This is a genomic window from Rhizobium sp. KDH_Rht_773_N, assembly GCF_052946295.1.
Genome location: NZ_CM129525.1, coordinates 1,699,246 through 1,717,411 on the forward strand (window position 1 = coordinate 1,699,246; position 18,166 = coordinate 1,717,411).

The 18,166-nt window shown below is 61.3% G+C and carries 19 protein-coding genes and 1 tRNA gene; 12 read left to right on the forward strand and 8 right to left on the reverse strand.

Annotation, left to right across the window (positions count from 1 at the left end; genetic code table 11):
- Positions 1 to 10: 10 nt before the first annotated feature.
- From rbfA to ACU8HS_RS08685, 6 genes are all read left to right on the forward strand, one after another.
- The gene (gene rbfA / locus ACU8HS_RS08660) at positions 11 to 412 is read left to right on the forward strand and encodes a 30S ribosome-binding factor RbfA (protein ID WP_112705648.1); all 402 of its coding nucleotides are present in this window, start codon (positions 11 to 13) and stop codon (positions 410 to 412) included.
- 12 nt (positions 413 to 424) lie between these two features.
- Complete coding sequence (gene truB / locus ACU8HS_RS08665; protein WP_112705647.1) at positions 425 to 1,357, forward strand: tRNA pseudouridine(55) synthase TruB; 933 nt, start codon at positions 425 to 427, stop codon at positions 1,355 to 1,357.
- Positions 1,358 to 1,442: 85 nt separating this feature from the next.
- Positions 1,443 to 2,294, forward strand: coding sequence for an alpha/beta fold hydrolase (locus ACU8HS_RS08670; RefSeq protein ID WP_113412644.1), 852 nt, complete (start codon positions 1,443 to 1,445; stop codon positions 2,292 to 2,294).
- Positions 2,295 to 2,446: 152 nt separating this feature from the next.
- Positions 2,447 to 2,716: a 30S ribosomal protein S15 gene (rpsO, locus tag ACU8HS_RS08675; RefSeq protein WP_112564886.1), complete on the forward strand. Its 270-nt coding sequence runs from the start codon at positions 2,447 to 2,449 to the stop codon at positions 2,714 to 2,716.
- Between the two features lie 335 nt (positions 2,717 to 3,051).
- Positions 3,052 to 5,202, forward strand: a complete 2,151-nt coding sequence (gene pnp / locus ACU8HS_RS08680) for a polyribonucleotide nucleotidyltransferase (RefSeq protein WP_112564884.1) — start codon at positions 3,052 to 3,054, stop codon at positions 5,200 to 5,202.
- Between the two features lie 132 nt (positions 5,203 to 5,334).
- On the forward strand, positions 5,335 to 6,351 hold the full coding sequence (locus ACU8HS_RS08685; RefSeq protein ID WP_112755086.1) for a class I SAM-dependent methyltransferase: 1,017 nt from the start codon (positions 5,335 to 5,337) through the stop codon (positions 6,349 to 6,351).
- Between the two features lie 45 nt (positions 6,352 to 6,396).
- Here the strand turns inward: ACU8HS_RS08685 and fabI are convergent, their stop codons facing one another.
- Genes fabI through fabA form a run of 3 tightly spaced genes read right to left on the reverse strand, consistent with a single transcriptional unit; the run spans position 6,397 to position 9,002 of the window.
- A complete protein-coding gene (gene fabI, locus ACU8HS_RS08690; RefSeq protein ID WP_112564880.1) occupies positions 6,397 to 7,203 on the reverse strand; it encodes an enoyl-ACP reductase FabI in 807 nt (268 codons plus the stop codon).
- Positions 7,204 to 7,207: 4 nt separating this feature from the next.
- Positions 7,208 to 8,440 carry a beta-ketoacyl-ACP synthase I gene (gene fabB / locus ACU8HS_RS08695; protein WP_112756245.1) on the reverse strand — a complete coding sequence of 411 codons (1,233 nt, stop codon included), beginning with the start codon at positions 8,438 to 8,440 and terminating at the stop codon, positions 7,208 to 7,210.
- A 46-nt stretch (positions 8,441 to 8,486) separates the two neighbouring features.
- Entirely contained in the window at positions 8,487 to 9,002 is a 516-nt protein-coding gene (gene fabA, locus ACU8HS_RS08700; RefSeq protein ID WP_112564876.1) for a 3-hydroxyacyl-[acyl-carrier-protein] dehydratase FabA, read from the reverse strand.
- A gap of 302 nt (positions 9,003 to 9,304) precedes the next feature.
- Between fabA and irrA the strand changes: the two genes are divergently transcribed.
- Positions 9,305 to 9,724, forward strand: a complete 420-nt coding sequence (gene irrA, locus ACU8HS_RS08705; RefSeq protein WP_112705644.1) for an iron response transcriptional regulator IrrA — start codon at positions 9,305 to 9,307, stop codon at positions 9,722 to 9,724.
- A 4-nt stretch (positions 9,725 to 9,728) separates the two neighbouring features.
- Here the strand turns inward: irrA and ACU8HS_RS08710 are convergent, their stop codons facing one another.
- A complete protein-coding gene (locus tag ACU8HS_RS08710; protein WP_112705643.1) occupies positions 9,729 to 10,364 on the reverse strand; it encodes a trimeric intracellular cation channel family protein in 636 nt (211 codons plus the stop codon).
- 113 nt (positions 10,365 to 10,477) lie between these two features.
- On the opposite strand from ACU8HS_RS08710, the gene ACU8HS_RS08715 reads away from it, so the two are divergent.
- A complete protein-coding gene (locus ACU8HS_RS08715; protein WP_112564871.1) occupies positions 10,478 to 10,951 on the forward strand; it encodes a hypothetical protein in 474 nt (157 codons plus the stop codon).
- Positions 10,952 to 10,954: 3 nt separating this feature from the next.
- Here ACU8HS_RS08715 and ACU8HS_RS08720 read toward each other — a convergent pair whose 3' ends face one another.
- From ACU8HS_RS08720 to ACU8HS_RS08735, 4 genes are all read right to left on the reverse strand, one after another.
- The gene (locus ACU8HS_RS08720; protein ID WP_447015753.1) at positions 10,955 to 11,743 is read right to left on the reverse strand and encodes a YdcF family protein; all 789 of its coding nucleotides are present in this window, start codon (positions 11,741 to 11,743) and stop codon (positions 10,955 to 10,957) included.
- Between the two features lie 67 nt (positions 11,744 to 11,810).
- Positions 11,811 to 12,533, reverse strand: a complete 723-nt coding sequence (locus ACU8HS_RS08725; RefSeq protein ID WP_112564867.1) for a YoaK family protein — start codon at positions 12,531 to 12,533, stop codon at positions 11,811 to 11,813.
- Positions 12,534 to 12,685: 152 nt separating this feature from the next.
- A tRNA-Ala gene (locus ACU8HS_RS08730) sits at positions 12,686 to 12,761 on the reverse strand.
- 148 nt (positions 12,762 to 12,909) lie between these two features.
- On the reverse strand, positions 12,910 to 13,290 hold the full coding sequence (locus tag ACU8HS_RS08735) for a TIGR02300 family protein (RefSeq protein WP_112564865.1): 381 nt from the start codon (positions 13,288 to 13,290) through the stop codon (positions 12,910 to 12,912).
- Between the two features lie 276 nt (positions 13,291 to 13,566).
- Between ACU8HS_RS08735 and aroA the strand changes: the two genes are divergently transcribed.
- From aroA to rpsA, 4 genes are all read left to right on the forward strand, one after another.
- Complete coding sequence (gene aroA, locus ACU8HS_RS08740; RefSeq protein WP_447015754.1) at positions 13,567 to 14,919, forward strand: 3-phosphoshikimate 1-carboxyvinyltransferase; 1,353 nt, start codon at positions 13,567 to 13,569, stop codon at positions 14,917 to 14,919.
- Between the two features lies 1 nt (position 14,920).
- On the forward strand, positions 14,921 to 15,562 hold the full coding sequence (locus tag ACU8HS_RS08745; RefSeq protein WP_447015755.1) for an FMN-binding negative transcriptional regulator: 642 nt from the start codon (positions 14,921 to 14,923) through the stop codon (positions 15,560 to 15,562).
- Positions 15,563 to 15,566: 4 nt separating this feature from the next.
- Entirely contained in the window at positions 15,567 to 16,211 is a 645-nt protein-coding gene (gene cmk, locus ACU8HS_RS08750; protein ID WP_112565630.1) for a (d)CMP kinase, read from the forward strand.
- Between the two features lie 178 nt (positions 16,212 to 16,389).
- Positions 16,390 to 18,093 carry a 30S ribosomal protein S1 gene (gene rpsA, locus ACU8HS_RS08755; RefSeq protein ID WP_112564859.1) on the forward strand — a complete coding sequence of 568 codons (1,704 nt, stop codon included), beginning with the start codon at positions 16,390 to 16,392 and terminating at the stop codon, positions 18,091 to 18,093.
- Positions 18,094 to 18,166 lie beyond the last annotated feature (73 nt).

Here is an 18,166-nt window from a genome sequence, read left to right on the forward strand (position 1 = left end):
ATAAAGAACAATGGCAACAAGACCCACATCCTCGGCTCCTTCGCAGCGCATGCTGCGCGTCGGCGAACAGGTTCGCGCAGCGATCACCCAGGTGCTGCAGCGTGGCGAAGTGCGCGACGATATCATCGAGGCGACCGTGATCTCGATTTCCGAAGTGCGCATGTCGCCGGACCTGAAGATCGCGACCGCCTATGTGACGCCGCTCGGCGTTTCCGATCACAGCGTCGTCATCGCTGCGCTGAACCGCAATGCGAAGTTCATCCGCGGCCGGCTCGGACCGCAGCTCAGGCAGATGAAATACATGCCGGAAGTGCGCTTCCGCGATGACACCAGCTTTGACAATTACAAGAAGATCGACGACCTGCTGCGTTCGCCCGAGGTGAGCCGCGATCTCGACAGTGACGACGAATAACAGAAGACACCGATGTCCAAACCACGCAAACCCAAGGGCCGGCCGATTTCCGGCTGGCTGATCCTCGACAAGCCGGTGGATTTCGGCTCGACGGAAGCCGTCTCCAAGATCAAATGGCTGTTCAAGGCGCAGAAATGCGGCCATGCCGGCACGCTCGATCCGCTTGCATCCGGCATGTTGCCGATCGCGCTCGGCGACGCCACCAAAACCGTCCCCTACGTCATGGACGGCCGCAAGATCTACGAATTTACCGTGACCTGGGGTGAGGAACGGGCAACCGACGACCTTGAGGGCGAGGTAACGCAGAGTTCCGACAGGCGCCCGAGCGAGCAGCAGATCCGCGACATCCTGCCGAACTATACCGGCACGATCAGCCAGGTGCCGCCGCAGTTCTCCGCCATCAAGATCGCCGGCGAACGCGCCTATGATCTGGCACGCGACGGCGAGGCGGTCGAGATCCCTTCGCGCGAAGTCGAAGTCCATCGCCTCACACTTCTTGCCTGCCCGGATGCCAATACGGCGCATTTCGAGGTCGAGTGCGGCAAGGGTACCTATGTACGGGCGCTGGCGCGCGATTTCGGCCGCGAACTCGGCTGTTACGGGCATATTTCCGGCCTGCGCCGCACCTTCGTCGCACCCTTTGCCGAGGAGGCGATGGTGCCGCTTGCAAAGCTTACCGCTCTTGAAGAGATTGAGGATATGGACGAGCGCCTTGCCGCGCTCGACGCGCTGTTGATCGATACCTGCGAGGCGCTGTCGGCCCTGCCCCACCTTGTCATCAGCGATGACCAGGCGCACCGCCTCAAGATGGGCAATCCGATCCTCGTACGCGGCCGCGATGCACCGGTTGCCGAAAGCGAGGCCTATGCGACGGCGCGCGGCAGGCTGATTGCGATCGGCGAGATCGGACAGGGCGAATTCCGACCCAAGCGCGTTTTCGCCTGACGGTCACAAACAGCGGCAATTGTCAGAAGACGGTGATGCGATATCTTTCCCGACGGGCCATGGCGGCCCGTCAAAGGGGAAGAATATGCGCAGAATCGCCTTGGGAATGCTGACGTTCTTTTCGCTGTTGCTGACGATTACGATCGCTCAATCCGCCGAGCGCTGGGCCGAACTTCCGGCCTTTCCTCCCATGCCGGCGCCGAAGGCGAGCGGTATGGCCGATATCAACGACATCAGGATGTATTACGCCGAATATGGCGAGGGGGACCCGATCCTCTTCATTCACGGCGGGCTTGGAAATGCCGATGTCTGGGGCCACCAGGTCGCCGATTTTGCAAAAGACCATCTCGTCATCGTTGCCGACAGCCGCGGGCATGGCCGCTCCACGCGCAGCCAGCAGCCTTTCGGCTATGACCTGATGACATCGGACTACGTGGCGTTGCTCGACTATCTGAAGGTCGGCAAGGTGACGCTGGTCGGATGGTCTGACGGCGGTATCATCGGCATCGATATGGCGATGAAGAATCCCGAGAAGCTGACGCGGGTCATCGCCCAGGCGGCCAATGTCACGACCGATGGCGTGAAGGCCGACGTCATGACCAACAAGACCTTCAACGATTATATCAACGTTGCCGGCGAATATTACAGGAAGCTGTCACCGACACCGAACGAATATGATGCCTTCGTCAACCAGATCTCGGAGATGTGGGCGACGCAGCCCGCCTGGACGGCAGCCGATCTCGGCAAGATCACGGTGCCGGTCACGCTCGCGATTGGGGACCATGACGAGGCTGTGAAGCTCGACCATACGGAAATGATGGCGAAGGAAATTCCGGGCGCAAAACTTGTCATCCTGAAGGATGCCAGCCATTTCGCCATGCTGCAGGATCCAGCGGGTTATGACGCGATGATCCGGGACGCCATGGCGGGACGCTGACAGGCCGCAATCGGGACCCCTCTTTCCATTGCCGCTTATTTGGTTTATAGGCAGCGCCAGCATAGGGGTATCCCCGATTGCATTCGCGGCCAAGGCTGGACGACATCCCGGCTTTTGGCGACTTTAATTCCTCTCATAGAAAGGATTGTCCGATGTCGATCACTGCTGAGCGCAAGGCTGCGCTGATCAAGGAATATGCGACCGCCGAAGGCGACACCGGTTCTCCGGAAGTCCAGGTTGCCATCCTGACCGAGCGCATCAACAACCTGACCGAACACTTCAAGGACCACAAGAAGGATAACCATTCCCGCCGTGGCCTGCTGACGCTCGTTTCCAGCCGCCGCTCGCTTCTTGACTACCTCAAGAAGAAGGACGAGGCCCGCTACTCCAAGCTGATCAACAGCCTGGGTATCCGCCGCTAATGATTTTCCGGCGGGCGAAGCTCTTCGCCCGCCGGATGTTTTTTCGGGGATACGTCTCCCGATGACATTTTCCAGGCGCGCGCTATGTGTGTGAATGGAAAGACGGCAGGCCCGGATGGGCCGGTTCTGCCAGACCAACCGTTGACCTGTCATGGGGCAGGATTGCCGGATGCTTTCGGCCAGAGTTTCGCAAGAGCTTTGGCCCGGTTTCCTCTAGCGGAAACCGTCCGTCCAAAGCTTCCCGTTGTCTTGCCCGTGATACGTCACACTGATTGCGGCCGACCCTGCGCTGCTCCAGACGGAGAAGGCGCGCCGGCCGCATTGAAGGACAAGACATGTTCGATACACATACCGTAGAAATCGAGTGGGCAGGCCGCCCGCTCAAGCTCGAAACCGGCAAAATCGCCCGTCAGGCTGACGGCGCGGTCCTCGCCACCTACGGCGAGACCGTCGTTCTGGCGACCGTCGTTTCCGCCAAGGCTCCGAAGCCCGGCCAGGACTTCTTCCCGCTGACGGTCAACTATCAGGAAAAGACCTACGCAGCCGGCAAGATCCCCGGCGGCTACTTCAAGCGCGAGGGCCGTCCGAGCGAAAACGAAACCCTCGTTTCCCGCCTGATCGACCGCCCGATCCGTCCGCTTTTCCCGGAAGGCTACAAGAACGACACGCAGGTCGTCGTCACCGTCGTCCAGCATGACCTCGAGAACGATCCGGACATCCTGTCCATGGTCGCGACCTCGGCCGCACTCACACTGTCCGGCATTCCCTTCATGGGTCCGGTCGGCGGCGCTCGCGTCGGCTACATCAACGGCGAATACGTGCTGAACCCGCATCTCGACGAGATGGACGAGTCGAGCCTCGACCTCGTCGTTGCCGGCACCTATGACGCCGTTCTGATGGTCGAATCCGAAGCCAAGGAACTGCCGGAAGACGTCATGCTCGGCGCCGTCATGTTCGGCCACAAGGGCTTCCAGCCGGTTCTCGACGCAATCATCAAGCTCGCCGAAGTCGCAGCCAAGGAGCCGCGCGACTTCCAGCCGGAAGACTATTCCGAACTCGAAGGCGAGATGCTGAAGCATTTCGAAGCCGAGCTGCGCGAAGCCTATAAGATCACCCAGAAGGCCGACCGTTACGCCGCTGTGGACGCCGTCAAGGCCAAGGTCAAGGCCCACTTCCTGCCGGAAGGCGTCGAGGCCAAGTACACGGCCGAGGAAGTCGGCGCGATCTTCAAGCATCTGCAGGCCAAGATCGTCCGCTGGAACATTCTCGACACCAAGAGCCGCATCGACGGCCGCGACCTGGAAACGGTTCGCCCGATCGTTGCCGAAGTCGGCCTGCTTCCGCGTACGCACGGCTCTGCCCTCTTCACCCGCGGTGAAACGCAGGCGATCGTCGTTGCCACGCTCGGCACCGGCGAAGACGAACAGTATGTCGACAGCCTGACCGGCATGTACAAGGAGCAGTTCATGCTCCACTACAACTTCCCGCCCTATTCCGTCGGCGAAACCGGCCGCATGGGTTCGCCGGGCCGCCGCGAAATCGGCCATGGCAAGCTCGCATGGCGCGCCATCCACCCGATGCTGCCGTCGGCTGAACAGTTCCCCTACACGCTGCGCGTCGTCTCGGAAATCACCGAGTCCAACGGTTCGTCCTCGATGGCAACCGTCTGCGGCACCTCGCTGGCGCTGATGGATGCCGGCGTTCCGCTCGCCAAGCCGGTTGCCGGTATCGCCATGGGCCTGATCCTCGAAGGCGACCGTTTCGCCGTTCTCTCCGACATTCTAGGTGACGAAGACCACCTCGGCGACATGGACTTCAAGGTTGCGGGTACTGCCGACGGCATCACCTCGCTGCAGATGGACATCAAGATCGCCGGTATTACCGAAGAGATCATGAGGGTCGCTCTCAGCCAGGCACAGAGCGGTCGCGCCCACATTCTCGGCGAAATGGCAAAGGCCATCACCGAGAGCCGCGGCCAGCTCGGCGAATTCGCACCGCGTATCGAAGTCATGAACATTCCGGTCGACAAGATCCGCGAAGTCATCGGCTCCGGCGGCAAGGTCATTCGTGAAATCGTCGAAAAGACCGGCGCGAAGATCAACATCGAAGACGACGGCACCGTCAAGATCGCCTCTTCTTCGGGCAAGGAAATCGAAGCGGCCCGCAAGTGGATCCATTCGATCGTCGCCGAGCCGGAAGTTGGCCAGATCTACGAAGGCACGGTCGTCAAGACCGCCGACTTCGGCGCATTCGTCAACTTCTTCGGTGCGCGTGACGGCCTCGTCCACATCTCGCAGCTCGCTTCCGAGCGCGTCGCAAAGACCCAGGACGTCGTCAAGGAAGGCGACAAGGTCTGGGTCAAGCTGCTCGGCTTCGACGAGCGCGGCAAGGTTCGCCTCTCCATGAAGGTCGTCGACCAGGCCACCGGCCAGGAAATCCCGGCTGCCGAAAAGGGCGACAAGAAGAAGGACGAAGCGGCCGAATAAGCCGCGCCTTCTCCTCTGATATCCGGGCGCGGGATTGTTCCCGCGCCCTTTTTGTATTCGACCTCTGCGCAGTTGCGGACGAAAACCGCCAGCGCATTTCCCTGGAATTGCTCCAGATGACGGGACCAGACCATGAGCCGCGAGACGCTGAAGACCCTCTTTCATCCCTTTGCCAGCGAAACCGTCACGCCTCCCGGCGAAGGCGAGCGTGTGCTCTTCCTGGGCGCCGAGGCAGGCTTTGCGCTGCCGGAAGGCTTTGCCGCCTCTCTTGCGGCCGTGCAGGGCTTCAAGCCGCTCTACAGGCAGTTGCTCGCCCAGCGTATCGAGGCCACGCCGGAGATCGAGGGCGAGGATTACGATGCCGCGCTGGTGCTCTGCACCAAACACAAGGGTGAGAACGAGGCCAATATCGCCACGGCCCTTTCCCGCGTCAAAGCCGGCGGCCTGATCCTCGTTGCAGGCGGCAAGGAAGACGGCATTCAGCCGCTGCGCAAGCGGATGGAAGGTTTCGGCCTCGAAATCGAGCACATGCCGAAATATCACGGCGTCGCCTTCTGGTTCGGACGGCCGGCCGATATCAGCGCAATCGTCGCGAAATTCGGCAAGTCGCCGGTTCGCGTCGAAGGCCGTTTCATCGCCTCGCCGGGCATGTTCTCGCATGACAGGCTCGATGCCGGCTCGCAGCTTCTCGCCTCGCGCCTGCCGACCGATTTTACGGGCGACGCGGCCGATTTCGGTGCCGGCTGGGGTTATCTTTCGGTCGAGCTGGCCGAGAAGTCTCCAAACCTTGCCCGCCTTGACCTCTACGAGGCCAATTACGAGGCGCTGGAGGCTGCCAGGGCCAATCTGGCAGAGAACTGCCCGAACGCGCCTGCGCGCTTCTTCTGGCACGACCTGGCGGGCGAGCAGGTGCGGGACAAATACGATCTCGTCATCATGAACCCGCCATTTCATGAGGGGCACGCGGCCGAACCTTCGCTCGGCCAGGCGATGATCAAGACAGCGGCCTCTGCGCTGCGCGGCGGCGGGCGGCTGATGCTGGTCGCCAATCGCGGCCTGCCCTATGAGCCGGTGCTGGCGGAGCATTTCAAGGAAAGCGGCGAAACCTGCCGCAACGCCCGCTTCAAGGTGCTGTGGGCACGGAAATAAAAAAAGGCGGCCAATGGCCGCCTTTTCCATTGAAGCTTGGTCGCGCTACTCGACGTCCGCCTTGCGCAGCGTCTCCAGCGTCGGCATCGACGTGATATTGTAGCCGGCATCGACGAAATGAATTTCTCCGGTCACGCCGGTCGACAGATCGGACAGAAGGTAGAGCGCCGAGCTGCCGACCTGATCGATGGTGACGGTCTTGCGCAGCGGCGCATTGCGCTGGTTCCATGACAGGATGGCGCGCGCATCGGAAATGCCGGCGCCAGCGAGCGTGCGGATCGGGCCTGCGGAGATGGCGTTGACGCGGATGCCGCGCGGACCGTAGTCGGCCGCCAGATAACGCACGGAGGCTTCCAGTGCGGCCTTTGCGACACCCATGACATTGTAGTTCGGAATGACGCGGGTGGAGCCGTTATAGGTCAGCGTCAGCATGGCGCCGCCATCTTCCATCAGCGGCGCGCAACGCTTGGCAATCTCCGTGAAGGAGAAACAGGAGATGACCATGGTGCGGCTGAAATTCTCGCGCGTCGTATCGGCGTAAAGGCCCTTCAGCTCGTTCTTGTCGGAAAAGCCGATGGCATGGACGATAAAATCGAGCTTGCCCCAGCGCTCCTTGATCGTGTCGATGACGGTATCGACCGAAGCAATATCCTCGACATCGCAAGGAAGCAGGAAGTCGGAGCCAAGTTCGGCGGCAAGCGGCTTGACGCGCTTGCCGAGCGCCTCGCCCTGAAAGGTGAAAGCAAGTTCCGCGCCCTGGGCTGCGAGCGCCTTCGAAATCCCCCAGGCGATCGAGTGGTTGTTTGCGACGCCCATAATGAGGCCGCGCTTACCCTGCATGATTCCCGTCATGTTGTTATCCGTTATAGCGCTGGAATACGAGCGTGGCGTTGGTGCCGCCGAAGCCGAAGGAGTTGGAAAGAGCGATGTCGATCTTGGCGTTGTCGATGCGCTTGCGGACGATCGGCACACCTTCGAATTCCGGATCGAGTTCCGTAATATGGGCGCTTTCGCCGATGAAGCCTTCCTGCATCATCAGCAGGGAGTAAATCGATTCCTGGACACCGGCAGCGCCCAGAGAGTGGCCCGTGAGCGACTTGGTGGACTGGATATGCGGCATCTTTTCGCCGAAGACTTCGCGGATGGCGCCGATTTCCTTGCTGTCGCCAACCGGCGTCGAGGTGCCGTGCGTATTGATGTAGTCGACCTCACCCTTCACGGTCGAAAGCGCCTGGCGCATGCAGCGGATCGCACCTTCGCCCGAGGGGGCAACCATGTCGTAACCGTCGGAGGTCGCGCCGTAGCCGATGATTTCGGCATAGATCTTGGCGCCGCGCGCCTTGGCATGCTCCAGCTCCTCGAGGACGAGGACGCCGGCACCGCCGGCGATGACGAAACCGTCGCGGCTGGCATCATAGGCGCGCGAGGCCGTTTCCGGCGTGTCGTTATATTTGGAAGACATGGCGCCCATGGCGTCGAAGAGGTTCGACATGGTCCAGTCGAGATCTTCGTGACCGCCGGCAAACATCATGTCCTGCTTGCCCCACTGGATCATTTCCACGGCATTGCCGATGCAATGCGCCGAGGTGGAGCAGGCAGACGAGATCGAATAGTTGACGCCGTGGATCTTGAACCAGGTGGCAAGCGTTGCCGACGCGGTGGACGACATGGCCTTCGGCACGGCGAAGGGGCCGATGCGCTTCGGGCTGTTGTTCTTGACGGTGATCTCGGCCGCCTCGATGAGCGTGCGCGTGGACGGACCGCCGGAGCCCATGATGATGCCGACGCGTTCGTTTTCGCTGTAATCCTTCTCGTCCAGGCCGGAATCGGCGATCGCCTGCTTCATAGCGACATGGTTCCAGGCGCCGCCCTGCGACAGGAAACGCATGGCGCGGCGGTCAACCAGTTCGGCGAGCTTATCGGCGCCGAGCTTGGGGCTGCCCCAAACCTGGCACTTGAAGCCGTGCTCGGCGAAATCGCTGGAGAAAGAAATGCCCGACTTTGCCTGCCGCAAGGATTCGGTAACTTCGGCCGCGTCGTTTCCGATCGAAGACACGACACCTAGACCCGTGACAACTACCCGTCTCATCTGATCAAACCTTTGTTGTTTTCGTGAGCCGCTCGAAACGCGGTTTTCAGGCCGTCTTGTCTTTCGAGAGACCGACACGAAGATCGGTCGCCTGGTAAATGGTTTCGCCATCCGCCTTCAGCCAGCCGTCGGCGGTGCCGAGCACCAGACGGCCGCGCATGACGCGCTTGAAGTCGATCCCGTATTCAATCAGCTTCGTGTGCGGGCGGACCATGCCCTTGAATTTCACTTCGCCGGTCGAAAGCGCCATGCCGCGGCCTTCTTCGCCGAGCCAGCCGAGGAAAAAGCCGGTCAGCTGCCACATGCCGTCCAGGCCAAGGCAACCCGGCATGATCGGGTTGCCTTCGAAATGGCAGGGGAAATACCAGTCGTCCGGGCGAACGTCGTATTCGGCCCGCAGATAGCCCTTGTCGAAGGCGCCGCCCGTTTCGGAAATATCCGTGATGCGGTGAACCATCAGCATGGGCGGCAAAGGCAATTGCGCATTGCCAGGCCCGAACAGTTCACCATGTGCGCAGGCGATGAGTTCTTCGTACGAGTAACTAGACTGTCTGGTTGTCATAAATCTCTGTTTCCCCCCGCGTTCTTGCGATGGATGTGTGTCTTTAGTCCAAGTTCCTCAGAAAATGAAGCGCAAGCATGGCGGCTTCTTTTTTGAGGTCCCGACCGGGCCTGAGCCAATATTTGGTGGTCGCATACAGGAAGGCCAAGGCCGCGACCAGACCTATTTGCGTCAAAAGCCCGTTTTTGCGGCCTTTTGAGCCTCCTTGTCCCCATTGAACTATTGAAACGCTTTTGCGCAAAAGTTATATCGCTTTGAGGAAACCTGATTGCTTTATGCCAGAATAACCGGAGTTGGTGTTGATGACGGGTGAGGCCCCGATCGCCATAGAGGTAAGGCTGCGCGCCGCCGGCCTGCGTCCCACTCGCCAGCGCGTCGCGCTTGGCGATCTCCTTTTTGCCAAGGGCGACAGGCATCTGACCGTCGAAGAACTGCACGAGGAAGCCGTTGCCGCCGGCGTGCCGGTTTCGCTGGCCACCGTCTACAATACGCTGCACCAGTTCACCGAAGCGGGCATGATCCGCGTTCTCGCCGTCGAGAGCGCCAAGACCTATTTCGACACCAATGTCTCCGACCACCATCACTTTTTCGTCGAAGGCGAAAACGAGGTGCTCGATATCCCGATCAGCAATCTGACCATCGACAACCTGCCGCCACCGCCCGAAGGCATGGAAATTGCCCATGTCGACGTGGTGATCCGCTTGCGGCAGAAGCAGAGCTGACCTCTCACATCACGTCATCGGGGTGCCGGCCGGGCTTGTGCTTGTAGGTCGGAAACGTCCAGCCGAACCACAGGGCGCCGCCGCGCACCGCGAAGGCGGCCGCGACGCCACATGCCGATGCGATATAAAGTTCCGCACCGAGGGCGTTGGCGCCGGTAAAGACACCGGCCCCCACCAATGCCGCCGTCACATAGATTTCGGGCCGCAGCAGCACCGAAGGCTCATTGGCCAGCAGATCGCGCAGAATGCCGCCGAAGGTCGCCGTCAGGGCGCCGGTGACGATGGCGATCGTCGGCGAGCCGGTCGCGGCCAGCCCCTTGGCGGCGCCAAGCACGCAATAGGCGGCAAGACCGACCGCATCGAGCCAGATCAGCAGGCGATAGCGCGATTCCAGCAGGTGGGCGGTGAAGAAGACGACGCCCCCTGCGAGACAGCAGATGACGATATAAAAGGGGTTCAGCACCCAGAAGACCGGTACGCGACCCAGAATAATATCGCGCACGGTGCCGCCGCCCGTCCCCGTCACGATCGCGAAGAACAGGAAGCCGATCAGATCGAGCTGCTTGCGCGAGGCGGCCAGAGCGCCGGTCGCGGCAAAGAGGGCGATGCCGGCATAATCGAGATAGACGAGCAATGACATCGAAGCCTCCAGACCGGCAGAACGGGATTTACTGAATCACTGCGGCAAGGGCGGCGCAAGGCGGCGCATGGAGAATGGAAGGCCAGAGAGCCTTTATCCATAAGAGGAAAGCCTTGAAGACGCTGCTGCCCATCCTCCTGAACGTCATATTGCTGCTGGTCATGCCGGTCGCGGCCTTCGCACAGCAATCGCTGATCTCCGACCCGGAGATCTATGAAAAGAAGCATTTTCAGCAGCAATGCACCGAAGCCTCCTTCGGCGACGGTTTTCTCATCCGTCAGGACATCAACAATGACGGACTGATGGACGCTGTCGTCAACGAGGGCGAACTCACCTGCGACGGCCAGAAGGGTCCGCAATGCAACGAAGACGGCTGCACCTACAATTTTTATCTGCAGGTGGCCGAAGGCGGATATTTCATGATCGCGACCGCGCAGATCTTCGGCTACGACTTCGTCCAGCGCTTCGGCAATATGGTGCTCGCCATGAAAATGAACCCGCGCTTCTGCGATCGTACCGGCGGCGACCCTTGCGTCGTCACCACCCGCGTGCGAGGAACCAAATTCGTCACGATCTCCAAGAAGTAGGCCTCAACCCGGAAAGAGCGCCGAGGTACGGCCGGCGAGATAGTAGCCGGCGAGGCCATACCATTCGCGAATGGCGGTCCCGAGGTTCTGGCCGTTCAGGCTCGGCTGGGTGAAATCCAGGCCGAGCGCAACATTGCCGGTCGTGCGGTAATCCGTCGGCCAGGGCACGATCTCGATACCGAGCTTGCGGAAGAGGCCGACGGAGCGCGGCATGTGGAAGGCCGAGGTAATCAGCAGGCAATCCGAAAGGCCCTGCTGGGCGAGGAATTCCTTCGTGTTGCGTGCGTTCTCGTAGGTCGTGCGCGACTGGGCCTCCTCGACGAGGCGCTCCTTGCCGACGCCGAAGAGCGGGAAGAAGCGCCTGGAAGCGACCGCGTCCCCTTCATAGGTTCCCGAGAGCGACCCGTCGCCACCCGACACAAGGATGCGGGATTGCGGGTATTTCTGCGCCAGGCGCAAGGCCTCGATAAAGCGGTCCGCACCATCGGCGAACTCGATGCCGTGACGCGCGGTGTTCACCTCGTTCTGGAACGCACCGCCGAGCACGATCATGCATTTGACGTCTTCAGGATCGGCGGCCGGCCGCGGAAAACGTTCCTCCAGTTGCTGCAGCAGATAATTGCCTGATGTCGTATACAGCGTAACGAAGAGGATAGAGACGGCCCCTGCCGCGCCGAGCGCGCTGAGCAGGCGCCAACGCAGAAGCCCGGCGACCAGGGCAAGCAGGGCGCCGAAGAAGGCCAGCGAAAAAGGCTGGGCAAGGATCCAGACAAGCTTCGACAAGACGAACAAGTTCAACTCCCGGCAAGAGAATGTCTTGCCTTCCTAGCCGATTCGAGAACGATCGGGATAATCGCCGTTATCGGAAGCGCACCTGTTGCGGCTGGGGAGACGCGATCTTCTGGTTGAAACGTCGCTGCAGCGGACGGGGGATGAAGAGGGCCACGGTCGCGAGCGCCATCGCGAAGATCGAGACCAGCCATAGCGCCTGCGCGCCCATGCGATGCGTCATGACGGCTCCGCTGATGGCGCCGAGCACCATGCCGCCCCACGGCACGATCTGGATCGTCCAGTCGAGACGCCGGTCGCCAATGATCCAGCGGCCGATGCCGCGGCCGAAGCGCGACAGGGCGCCGGTCACATAGGTCAGGCCGATCGGCAGCCCTTCAATATGCTCGACCGCCGCATTCACCATGCCCATTGCGAGAACGATCATGTAGAAACGCGTCATCAACAGGTCCTGCAGCGTCATCATCGAGGCCAGCGCAAGCATCAGGCTGACGCAGCTGAGGACGACGAAGATGCGCCGTTCGGCCCGGTGCGCAGCGACAATGCCGGCGGCATTCCCGAGCACGAAGACGATGATGGCCGACAATAGCACGGCAGCATGCCTGAGATCGCCGCTGCTCAGCGCCAGCGCTGCCCGCGTCGTATTGCCGGTCATGAAGGATACGAAATCGCCGGTCAGAAGCAGTCCGGTCGCATCCGTCATTCCGGCCAGAAAGGAAATCGAGCCGACCAGCGCCAATCCGGTCGCGGTCCTGCGGGTTCTGATGATGCGGCGGCGTCTTGCTCGTGTCATGGGTTCGGGTCCGGGAAGCGCCGAATCGGCTGACTTCGGCGACCGCTATAAAAACCCGCTTTTCGCCGCTGGCAAAGCGGCAACTGCGCCATTGCGGAAAAATGTCAGCTACACTGACCTGAAATGCCCGCTGTACTGTATCCTAGAGAATTTGGTGGAGCTAAGCGGGATCGAACCGCTGACCTCTTGCATGCCATGCAAGCGCTCTCCCAGCTGAGCTATAGCCCCATCAAGGTGGTCCGGCCTGGCCGGTCCTGGGATACTCCGGAGGGCGTTTCCTCTGGAGTGGCGGCTTCATACTTGCGGTTTTCGCAGATGGCAAGCCTAAAAAATTCGGCCCGGAATATTTTTGTCATCCGGGCCGGTATTCGTCCGATCAGACTTCGTCCTCGTCGCCGGTGACGCCGATGATGTCGCTCATGTCGTCATCTTCGTCATCTTCGTCAGCTTCGAGGAAGGTATCGTCGTCATCGCCTTCGATTTCGACATCGTCGTCGCCGATATCGGGGATATCGTCGCCGGAAGCGCCGTCATCGGCGTCTTCGAGCGAAACCAGTTCGACTTCGGTGTTTTCGGTATCGACTTCCGCGACCTCGTCCTCATCCTGGACTTCGGCGGTTGCCGAGGTTTCTTCGAAGAAGGACAGGGGGTAGGATTTACCGGTATAAGGGGAAACGATCGGATCCCGGTTCAGGTCGTAGAACTTCTTGCCGGTTTCCGGATCGGTGCGCTTGGTTCCAAGTTCCGCTTTCGCCACTATAAGCCTCGTGAGAATGGCCGAATGCGAGATTCGGCAAATGCCGTCAAACCGGCGTTCTATTCGGAATTTATAAGCCGGTCCCCTTAATCGCTACGGCTTCCCATGTCAAAGCCAAACTTCGCGTGGCTGTCCGGGCCTTTTCGCCGGCATTGCGGATGACCGTTTCGGAAGATTGTGCTAACCAGCCGCAATTGCCGCAGGACCGACCGGGAAAATGCGCCGATGCCGGATCGTCCGCGGTGCCAATATATTGCCTTTGCAGGGGATTAGCCCATGTCGCGGGGTTCTGAACAGAAGCCGGCCGTCGCCCGGAAATCGCCGGGGCTTTCCGGCATCGTCCGCATTGCGGGCGACAGGTCGATCTCGCACCGCGCGCTGATCCTCGGCGGGGTGGCATCGGGGCAAACGCGCATTCGCGGGCTTGCGGAAGGCGAGGACGTGCTCCGCACAGCCGAGGCGATGCGGGCCTTGGGCGCCGTGATCCGCAGGGATGGCGACGAATGGGTCATCGGCGGGGCAGGCAACGGCGCGTTGCTTGCGCCGGAGACGCCGCTCGATTTCGGCAATGGCGGCACCGGCGCGCGGCTGCTCATGGGGCTTGCCGGCGTCTACGATTTCGATACCGTCTTTGCCGGCGACGCTTCGCTCTCACGACAGCCGATGGGCCGCGTGCTCGACCCGCTGCGGCGGATGGGCGTGCAGGTGAAGGCCATGGAGGGTGATCGCCTGCCGGTCATGCTGCGCGGTCCGGAAACACCGGCGCCGATCCGCTATACGCTGCCCGTCGCCTCGGCGCAGGTGAAATCGGCGATCTTGCTGGCCGGTCTCAATGTTCCGGGTGTGACGACGGTTATCGAACCGGCGATCACGCGTGACCATACGGAAAAGATGCTGATCGGCTTCGGCGCAGAACTCTTGATCGAGACGGACAAGGACGGCACGCGGACAGTGCGGCTGCAGGGGCGCGGACGTCTGACCGGCCAGACCGTCGACGTGCCGGGCGATCCCTCCCTTGCGGCTTTCCCGCTTGTTGCGGCCCTGCTCGTACCCGGCTCGGACATCACCATTTCCAATGTGCTGATGAACCCGACGCGGACAGGTCTGATCCTGACGCTGCAGGACATGGGCGCCGATATCGAGATCCTCGAGCGGCGGATTGCCGGCGGCGAGGAGATCGCCGACCTGCGCGTGCGTCACTGCGAACTGACCGGTGTCACCGTCCCGGCGGAGCGGGCACTCTCAATGATCGATGACTATCCGGCCCTTTCCGTCGCCGCCGCCTTTGCCAGGGGCCGGACGGTGATGAACGGCCTGCAGGACCTGCGCAACAGGGAACCGGGCCGGCTTTCGGCGATGGCGGAAGGACTGAGGCTCAACGGCGTCGAATGCGAAGAAGGCCGGGACCGGTTTTCCGTCGCCGGCCGGCCGGATGGAAAGGGGCTCGGCAATGCCGCGCTCAAGCGGGTCAGCACATATCTCGACCATCATCTCGCCATGAGCTTCCTTGTCATGGGGCTGGCTTCGGAGCATCCTGTCGGCATCGACGACAGAAGGGCAATTGCGACCGGCTTTCCGCAGTTCCTCGACCTGATGGCGAGCCTTGGAGCAGAAATAGAACGAGCCTGACATGTACCAGCCACCCCATTTTCGCGAGGACGACCTTGATGTGCAGCATCAGCTGATCCGCGCGCATCCGCTTGGCCTGCTGATTACGGCGGGGGCTTCCGGCCTGATCGCCAATTCCGTGCCCTTTCATCTTGATGCGGCGGCATCGGAGAAGGGAACGCTGCGGCTGCATCTGGCACGGGCAAACCGGCAGTGGCAGGACATTGCCGAAGGCGCGGCGGTGCTTGCCGTCTTCCAGGGGGCCGATTCCTATATCACGCCGTCCTGGTACCAGACCAAGGCCGAGACCGGCAAAGTGGTGCCGACCTGGAACTATGCGGTCGTGCAGGCGCGCGGGCCGGCACGGGTGATCGAGGACGCCGGCTGGCTGCTTGCGCAGATCAACGCCATTACCGGCGACCATGAGGGGCCGCGTGAGCAACCCTGGTCCGTCAGCGATGCACCTGAAGATTTCATCCGCGCGCAGCTCAAGGGCATCATCGGTGTCGAAATCGAGATCACCGCAATAGAGGGTAAATGGAAGGTGAGCCAGAACCGGCCGGTTGCCGATCGCAAGGGTGTTGCCAGGGGCCTGGAACAAATGGCAGAGCAGGCGGAAATGCAGGAACTGGTGCGCCGTTACGGCGACCTCGGCACGGAATGACTTTATGACCGGCAGCTTCATCATCGCCATCGACGGCCCCGCCGCGGCGGGCAAGGGCACGCTTTCGCGCGGGATCGCGGAGCAATACGGCTTCCATCACCTCGATACCGGCCTTACCTACCGGGCGACGGCGAAGGCGCTCCTCGACGCCGGCCTGCCGCTCGACGACGAGGCTGTCGCGGAAAAGATGGCGCGCGAGGTTGAACTCGCCGGCCTCAATCGCGATATACTGTCCCGACACGAGATCGGCGAAGCCGCCTCGAAAATTGCCGTCATGCCGGCGGTTCGCCGGGCGCTGGTCGAGGCGCAGCGGCGGTTTTCCGAGAGACTGCCGGGGGCGGTTCTCGACGGGCGCGATATCGGCACCGTCGTCTGCCCCGCGGCACCGGTGAAACTTTATGTGACGGCATCGCCGGAAGTGCGCGCGAGACGCCGTTACGACGAGATCATCGGCAAGGGCGGGGCGGCGGATTTCGAAGCGATCTTCGAAGACGTCAAACGACGCGACGATCGCGACATGAACCGGGCGGACAGCCCGATGAAACCGGCAGTCGATGCGCACTTGCTTGACACGTCGGAAATGAGTATAGAGGCCGCGTTTCAGGCTGCTAAGTCGATTATCGACGCTGCCTTGAGCCGAAATGCCTAAAAATAAGCGGCTTTCCGTGCTTCAAGCACGGGACGCATTGCGAAAACAAGCCTGAAATTCCGTCCAAGCGCCGGATTGCCTTCGTGAGAGAAGGCGGACTGGGTTCAGGCCCGTTCAACACGAACCAACCGGCGCATACGTGAGCCTTGACGCTATCGAAGGCCACGCAGGAGATTTTATGTCAGTAGCAACTCCCTCTCGCGAGGATTTCGCGGCTCTTCTCGAAGAGTCCTTTGCCAAGAACGATCTGGCTGAAGGCTATGTTACCAAGGGCATCGTCACGGGCATCGAAAAGGATGTCGCCGTTGTTGACGTCGGCCTGAAGGTCGAAGGCCGCATCGCGCTCAAGGAATTCGGCGCACGTGCCAAGGACGGTTCGCTGAAGGTCGGCGACGAAGTCGAAGTTTATGTCGAGCGCATCGAAAACGCGCTGGGCGAAGCCGTTCTGTCGCGCGAGAAGGCTCGCCGCGAAGAAAGCTGGATCAAGCTCGAAGCCAAGTTCGAAGCCGGCGAGCGCGTCGAAGGCGTCATCTTCAACCAGGTCAAGGGCGGCTTCACGGTCGACCTCGACGGCGCGATCGCCTTCCTGCCGCGTTCTCAGGTCGACATCCGTCCGATCCGCGACGTCACTCCGCTGATGCACAACCCGCAGCCCTTCGAAATCCTCAAGATGGACAAGCGCCGCGGCAACATCGTGGTTTCGCGCCGTACGGTTCTGGAAGAATCCCGTGCCGAGCAGCGTTCTGAAATCGTTCAGAACCTCGAAGAAGGCCAGGTTGTTGACGGCGTCGTCAAGAACATCACCGACTACGGTGCGTTCGTCGACCTCGGCGGCATCGACGGCCTGCTGCACGTCACCGACATGGCATGGCGCCGTGTGAACCATCCGTCGGAAATCCTGAACATCGGCCAGCAGGTCAAGGTTCAGATCATCCGCATCAACCAGGAAACCCACCGCATCTCGCTCGGCATGAAGCAGCTCGAGTCCGATCCGTGGGATGGCATCCAGGCCAAGTATCCGGAAGGCAAGAAGATTTCCGGTACCGTTACGAACATCACCGACTACGGTGCGTTCGTCGAGCTGGAGCCGGGCATCGAAGGCCTGATCCACATCTCGGAAATGTCCTGGACCAAGAAGAACGTTCACCCCGGCAAGATCCTGTCCACGAGCCAGGAAGTCGAAGTCGTCGTTCTCGAAGTCGATCCGTCCAAGCGCCGTATCTCGCTCGGCCTCAAGCAGACGCTGGAAAACCCGTGGGCAGCATTCGCCCGCAGCCATCCGGCCGGCACTGAAGTTGAAGGCGAAGTCAAGAACAAGACCGAATTCGGCCTGTTCATCGGCCTCGACGGCGATGTCGACGGCATGGTGCACCTCTCCGACCTCGACTGGAACCGTCCGGGCGAGCAGGTCATCGAGGAGTACAACAAGGGCGACGTCGTCAAGGCAGTCGTTCTCGACGTCGACGTCGAGAAGGAGCGCATCTCGCTCGGCATCAAGCAGCTCGGCAAGGACTCGGTCGGCGAAGCTGCCGCTTCCGGCGACCTGCGCAAGAACGCCGTCGTTTCGGCTGAAGTCATCGCTGTCAACGACGGCGGTATCGAAGTGAAGCTCGTCAACCACGAAGACATCACTTCCTTCATCCGTCGCGCCGACCTCGCTCGCGATCGCGACGAACAGCGTCCGGAACGCTTCTCGATCGGCCAGACGGTTGACGCCCGCGTCACCAACTTCTCCAAGAAGGACCGCAAGATCATGCTGTCCATCAAGGCTCTGGAAATCGCGGAAGAGAAGGAAGCCGTTGCTCAGTTCGGTTCGTCCGACTCGGGCGCTTCGCTCGGCGATATCCTGGGTGCCGCTCTGAAGAACCGCGGCGGCGAATAATCCTTCGCCGACCGATTGACATGAAGAACCCGCCGGAGCGATCCGGCGGGTTCTTTCGTTTCGGGAGGTTGTT

Bases quoted from the DNA above. Each gene is read 5' to 3' on its own strand.
- rbfA (WP_112705648.1), top strand. From the start codon at position 11: ATGGCAACAAGACCCACATCCTCGGCTCCTTCGCAGCGCATGCTGCGC.
- truB (WP_112705647.1), top strand. From the start codon at position 425: ATGTCCAAACCACGCAAACCCAAGGGCCGGCCGATTTCCGGCTGGCTG.
- ACU8HS_RS08670 (WP_113412644.1), top strand. From the start codon at position 1,443: ATGCGCAGAATCGCCTTGGGAATGCTGACGTTCTTTTCGCTGTTGCTG.
- rpsO (WP_112564886.1), top strand. From the start codon at position 2,447: ATGTCGATCACTGCTGAGCGCAAGGCTGCGCTGATCAAGGAATATGCG.
- pnp (WP_112564884.1), top strand. From the start codon at position 3,052: ATGTTCGATACACATACCGTAGAAATCGAGTGGGCAGGCCGCCCGCTC.
- ACU8HS_RS08685 (WP_112755086.1), top strand. From the start codon at position 5,335: ATGAGCCGCGAGACGCTGAAGACCCTCTTTCATCCCTTTGCCAGCGAA.
- fabI (WP_112564880.1), bottom strand. From the start codon at position 7,203: ATGACGGGAATCATGCAGGGTAAGCGCGGCCTCATTATGGGCGTCGCA.
- fabB (WP_112756245.1), bottom strand. From the start codon at position 8,440: ATGAGACGGGTAGTTGTCACGGGTCTAGGTGTCGTGTCTTCGATCGGA.
- fabA (WP_112564876.1), bottom strand. From the start codon at position 9,002: ATGACAACCAGACAGTCTAGTTACTCGTACGAAGAACTCATCGCCTGC.
- irrA (WP_112705644.1), top strand. From the start codon at position 9,305: ATGACGGGTGAGGCCCCGATCGCCATAGAGGTAAGGCTGCGCGCCGCC.
- ACU8HS_RS08710 (WP_112705643.1), bottom strand. From the start codon at position 10,364: ATGTCATTGCTCGTCTATCTCGATTATGCCGGCATCGCCCTCTTTGCC.
- ACU8HS_RS08725 (WP_112564867.1), bottom strand. From the start codon at position 12,533: ATGACACGAGCAAGACGCCGCCGCATCATCAGAACCCGCAGGACCGCG.
- aroA (WP_447015754.1), top strand. From the start codon at position 13,567: ATGTCGCGGGGTTCTGAACAGAAGCCGGCCGTCGCCCGGAAATCGCCG.
- ACU8HS_RS08745 (WP_447015755.1), top strand. From the start codon at position 14,921: ATGTACCAGCCACCCCATTTTCGCGAGGACGACCTTGATGTGCAGCAT.
- cmk (WP_112565630.1), top strand. From the start codon at position 15,567: ATGACCGGCAGCTTCATCATCGCCATCGACGGCCCCGCCGCGGCGGGC.
- rpsA (WP_112564859.1), top strand. From the start codon at position 16,390: ATGTCAGTAGCAACTCCCTCTCGCGAGGATTTCGCGGCTCTTCTCGAA.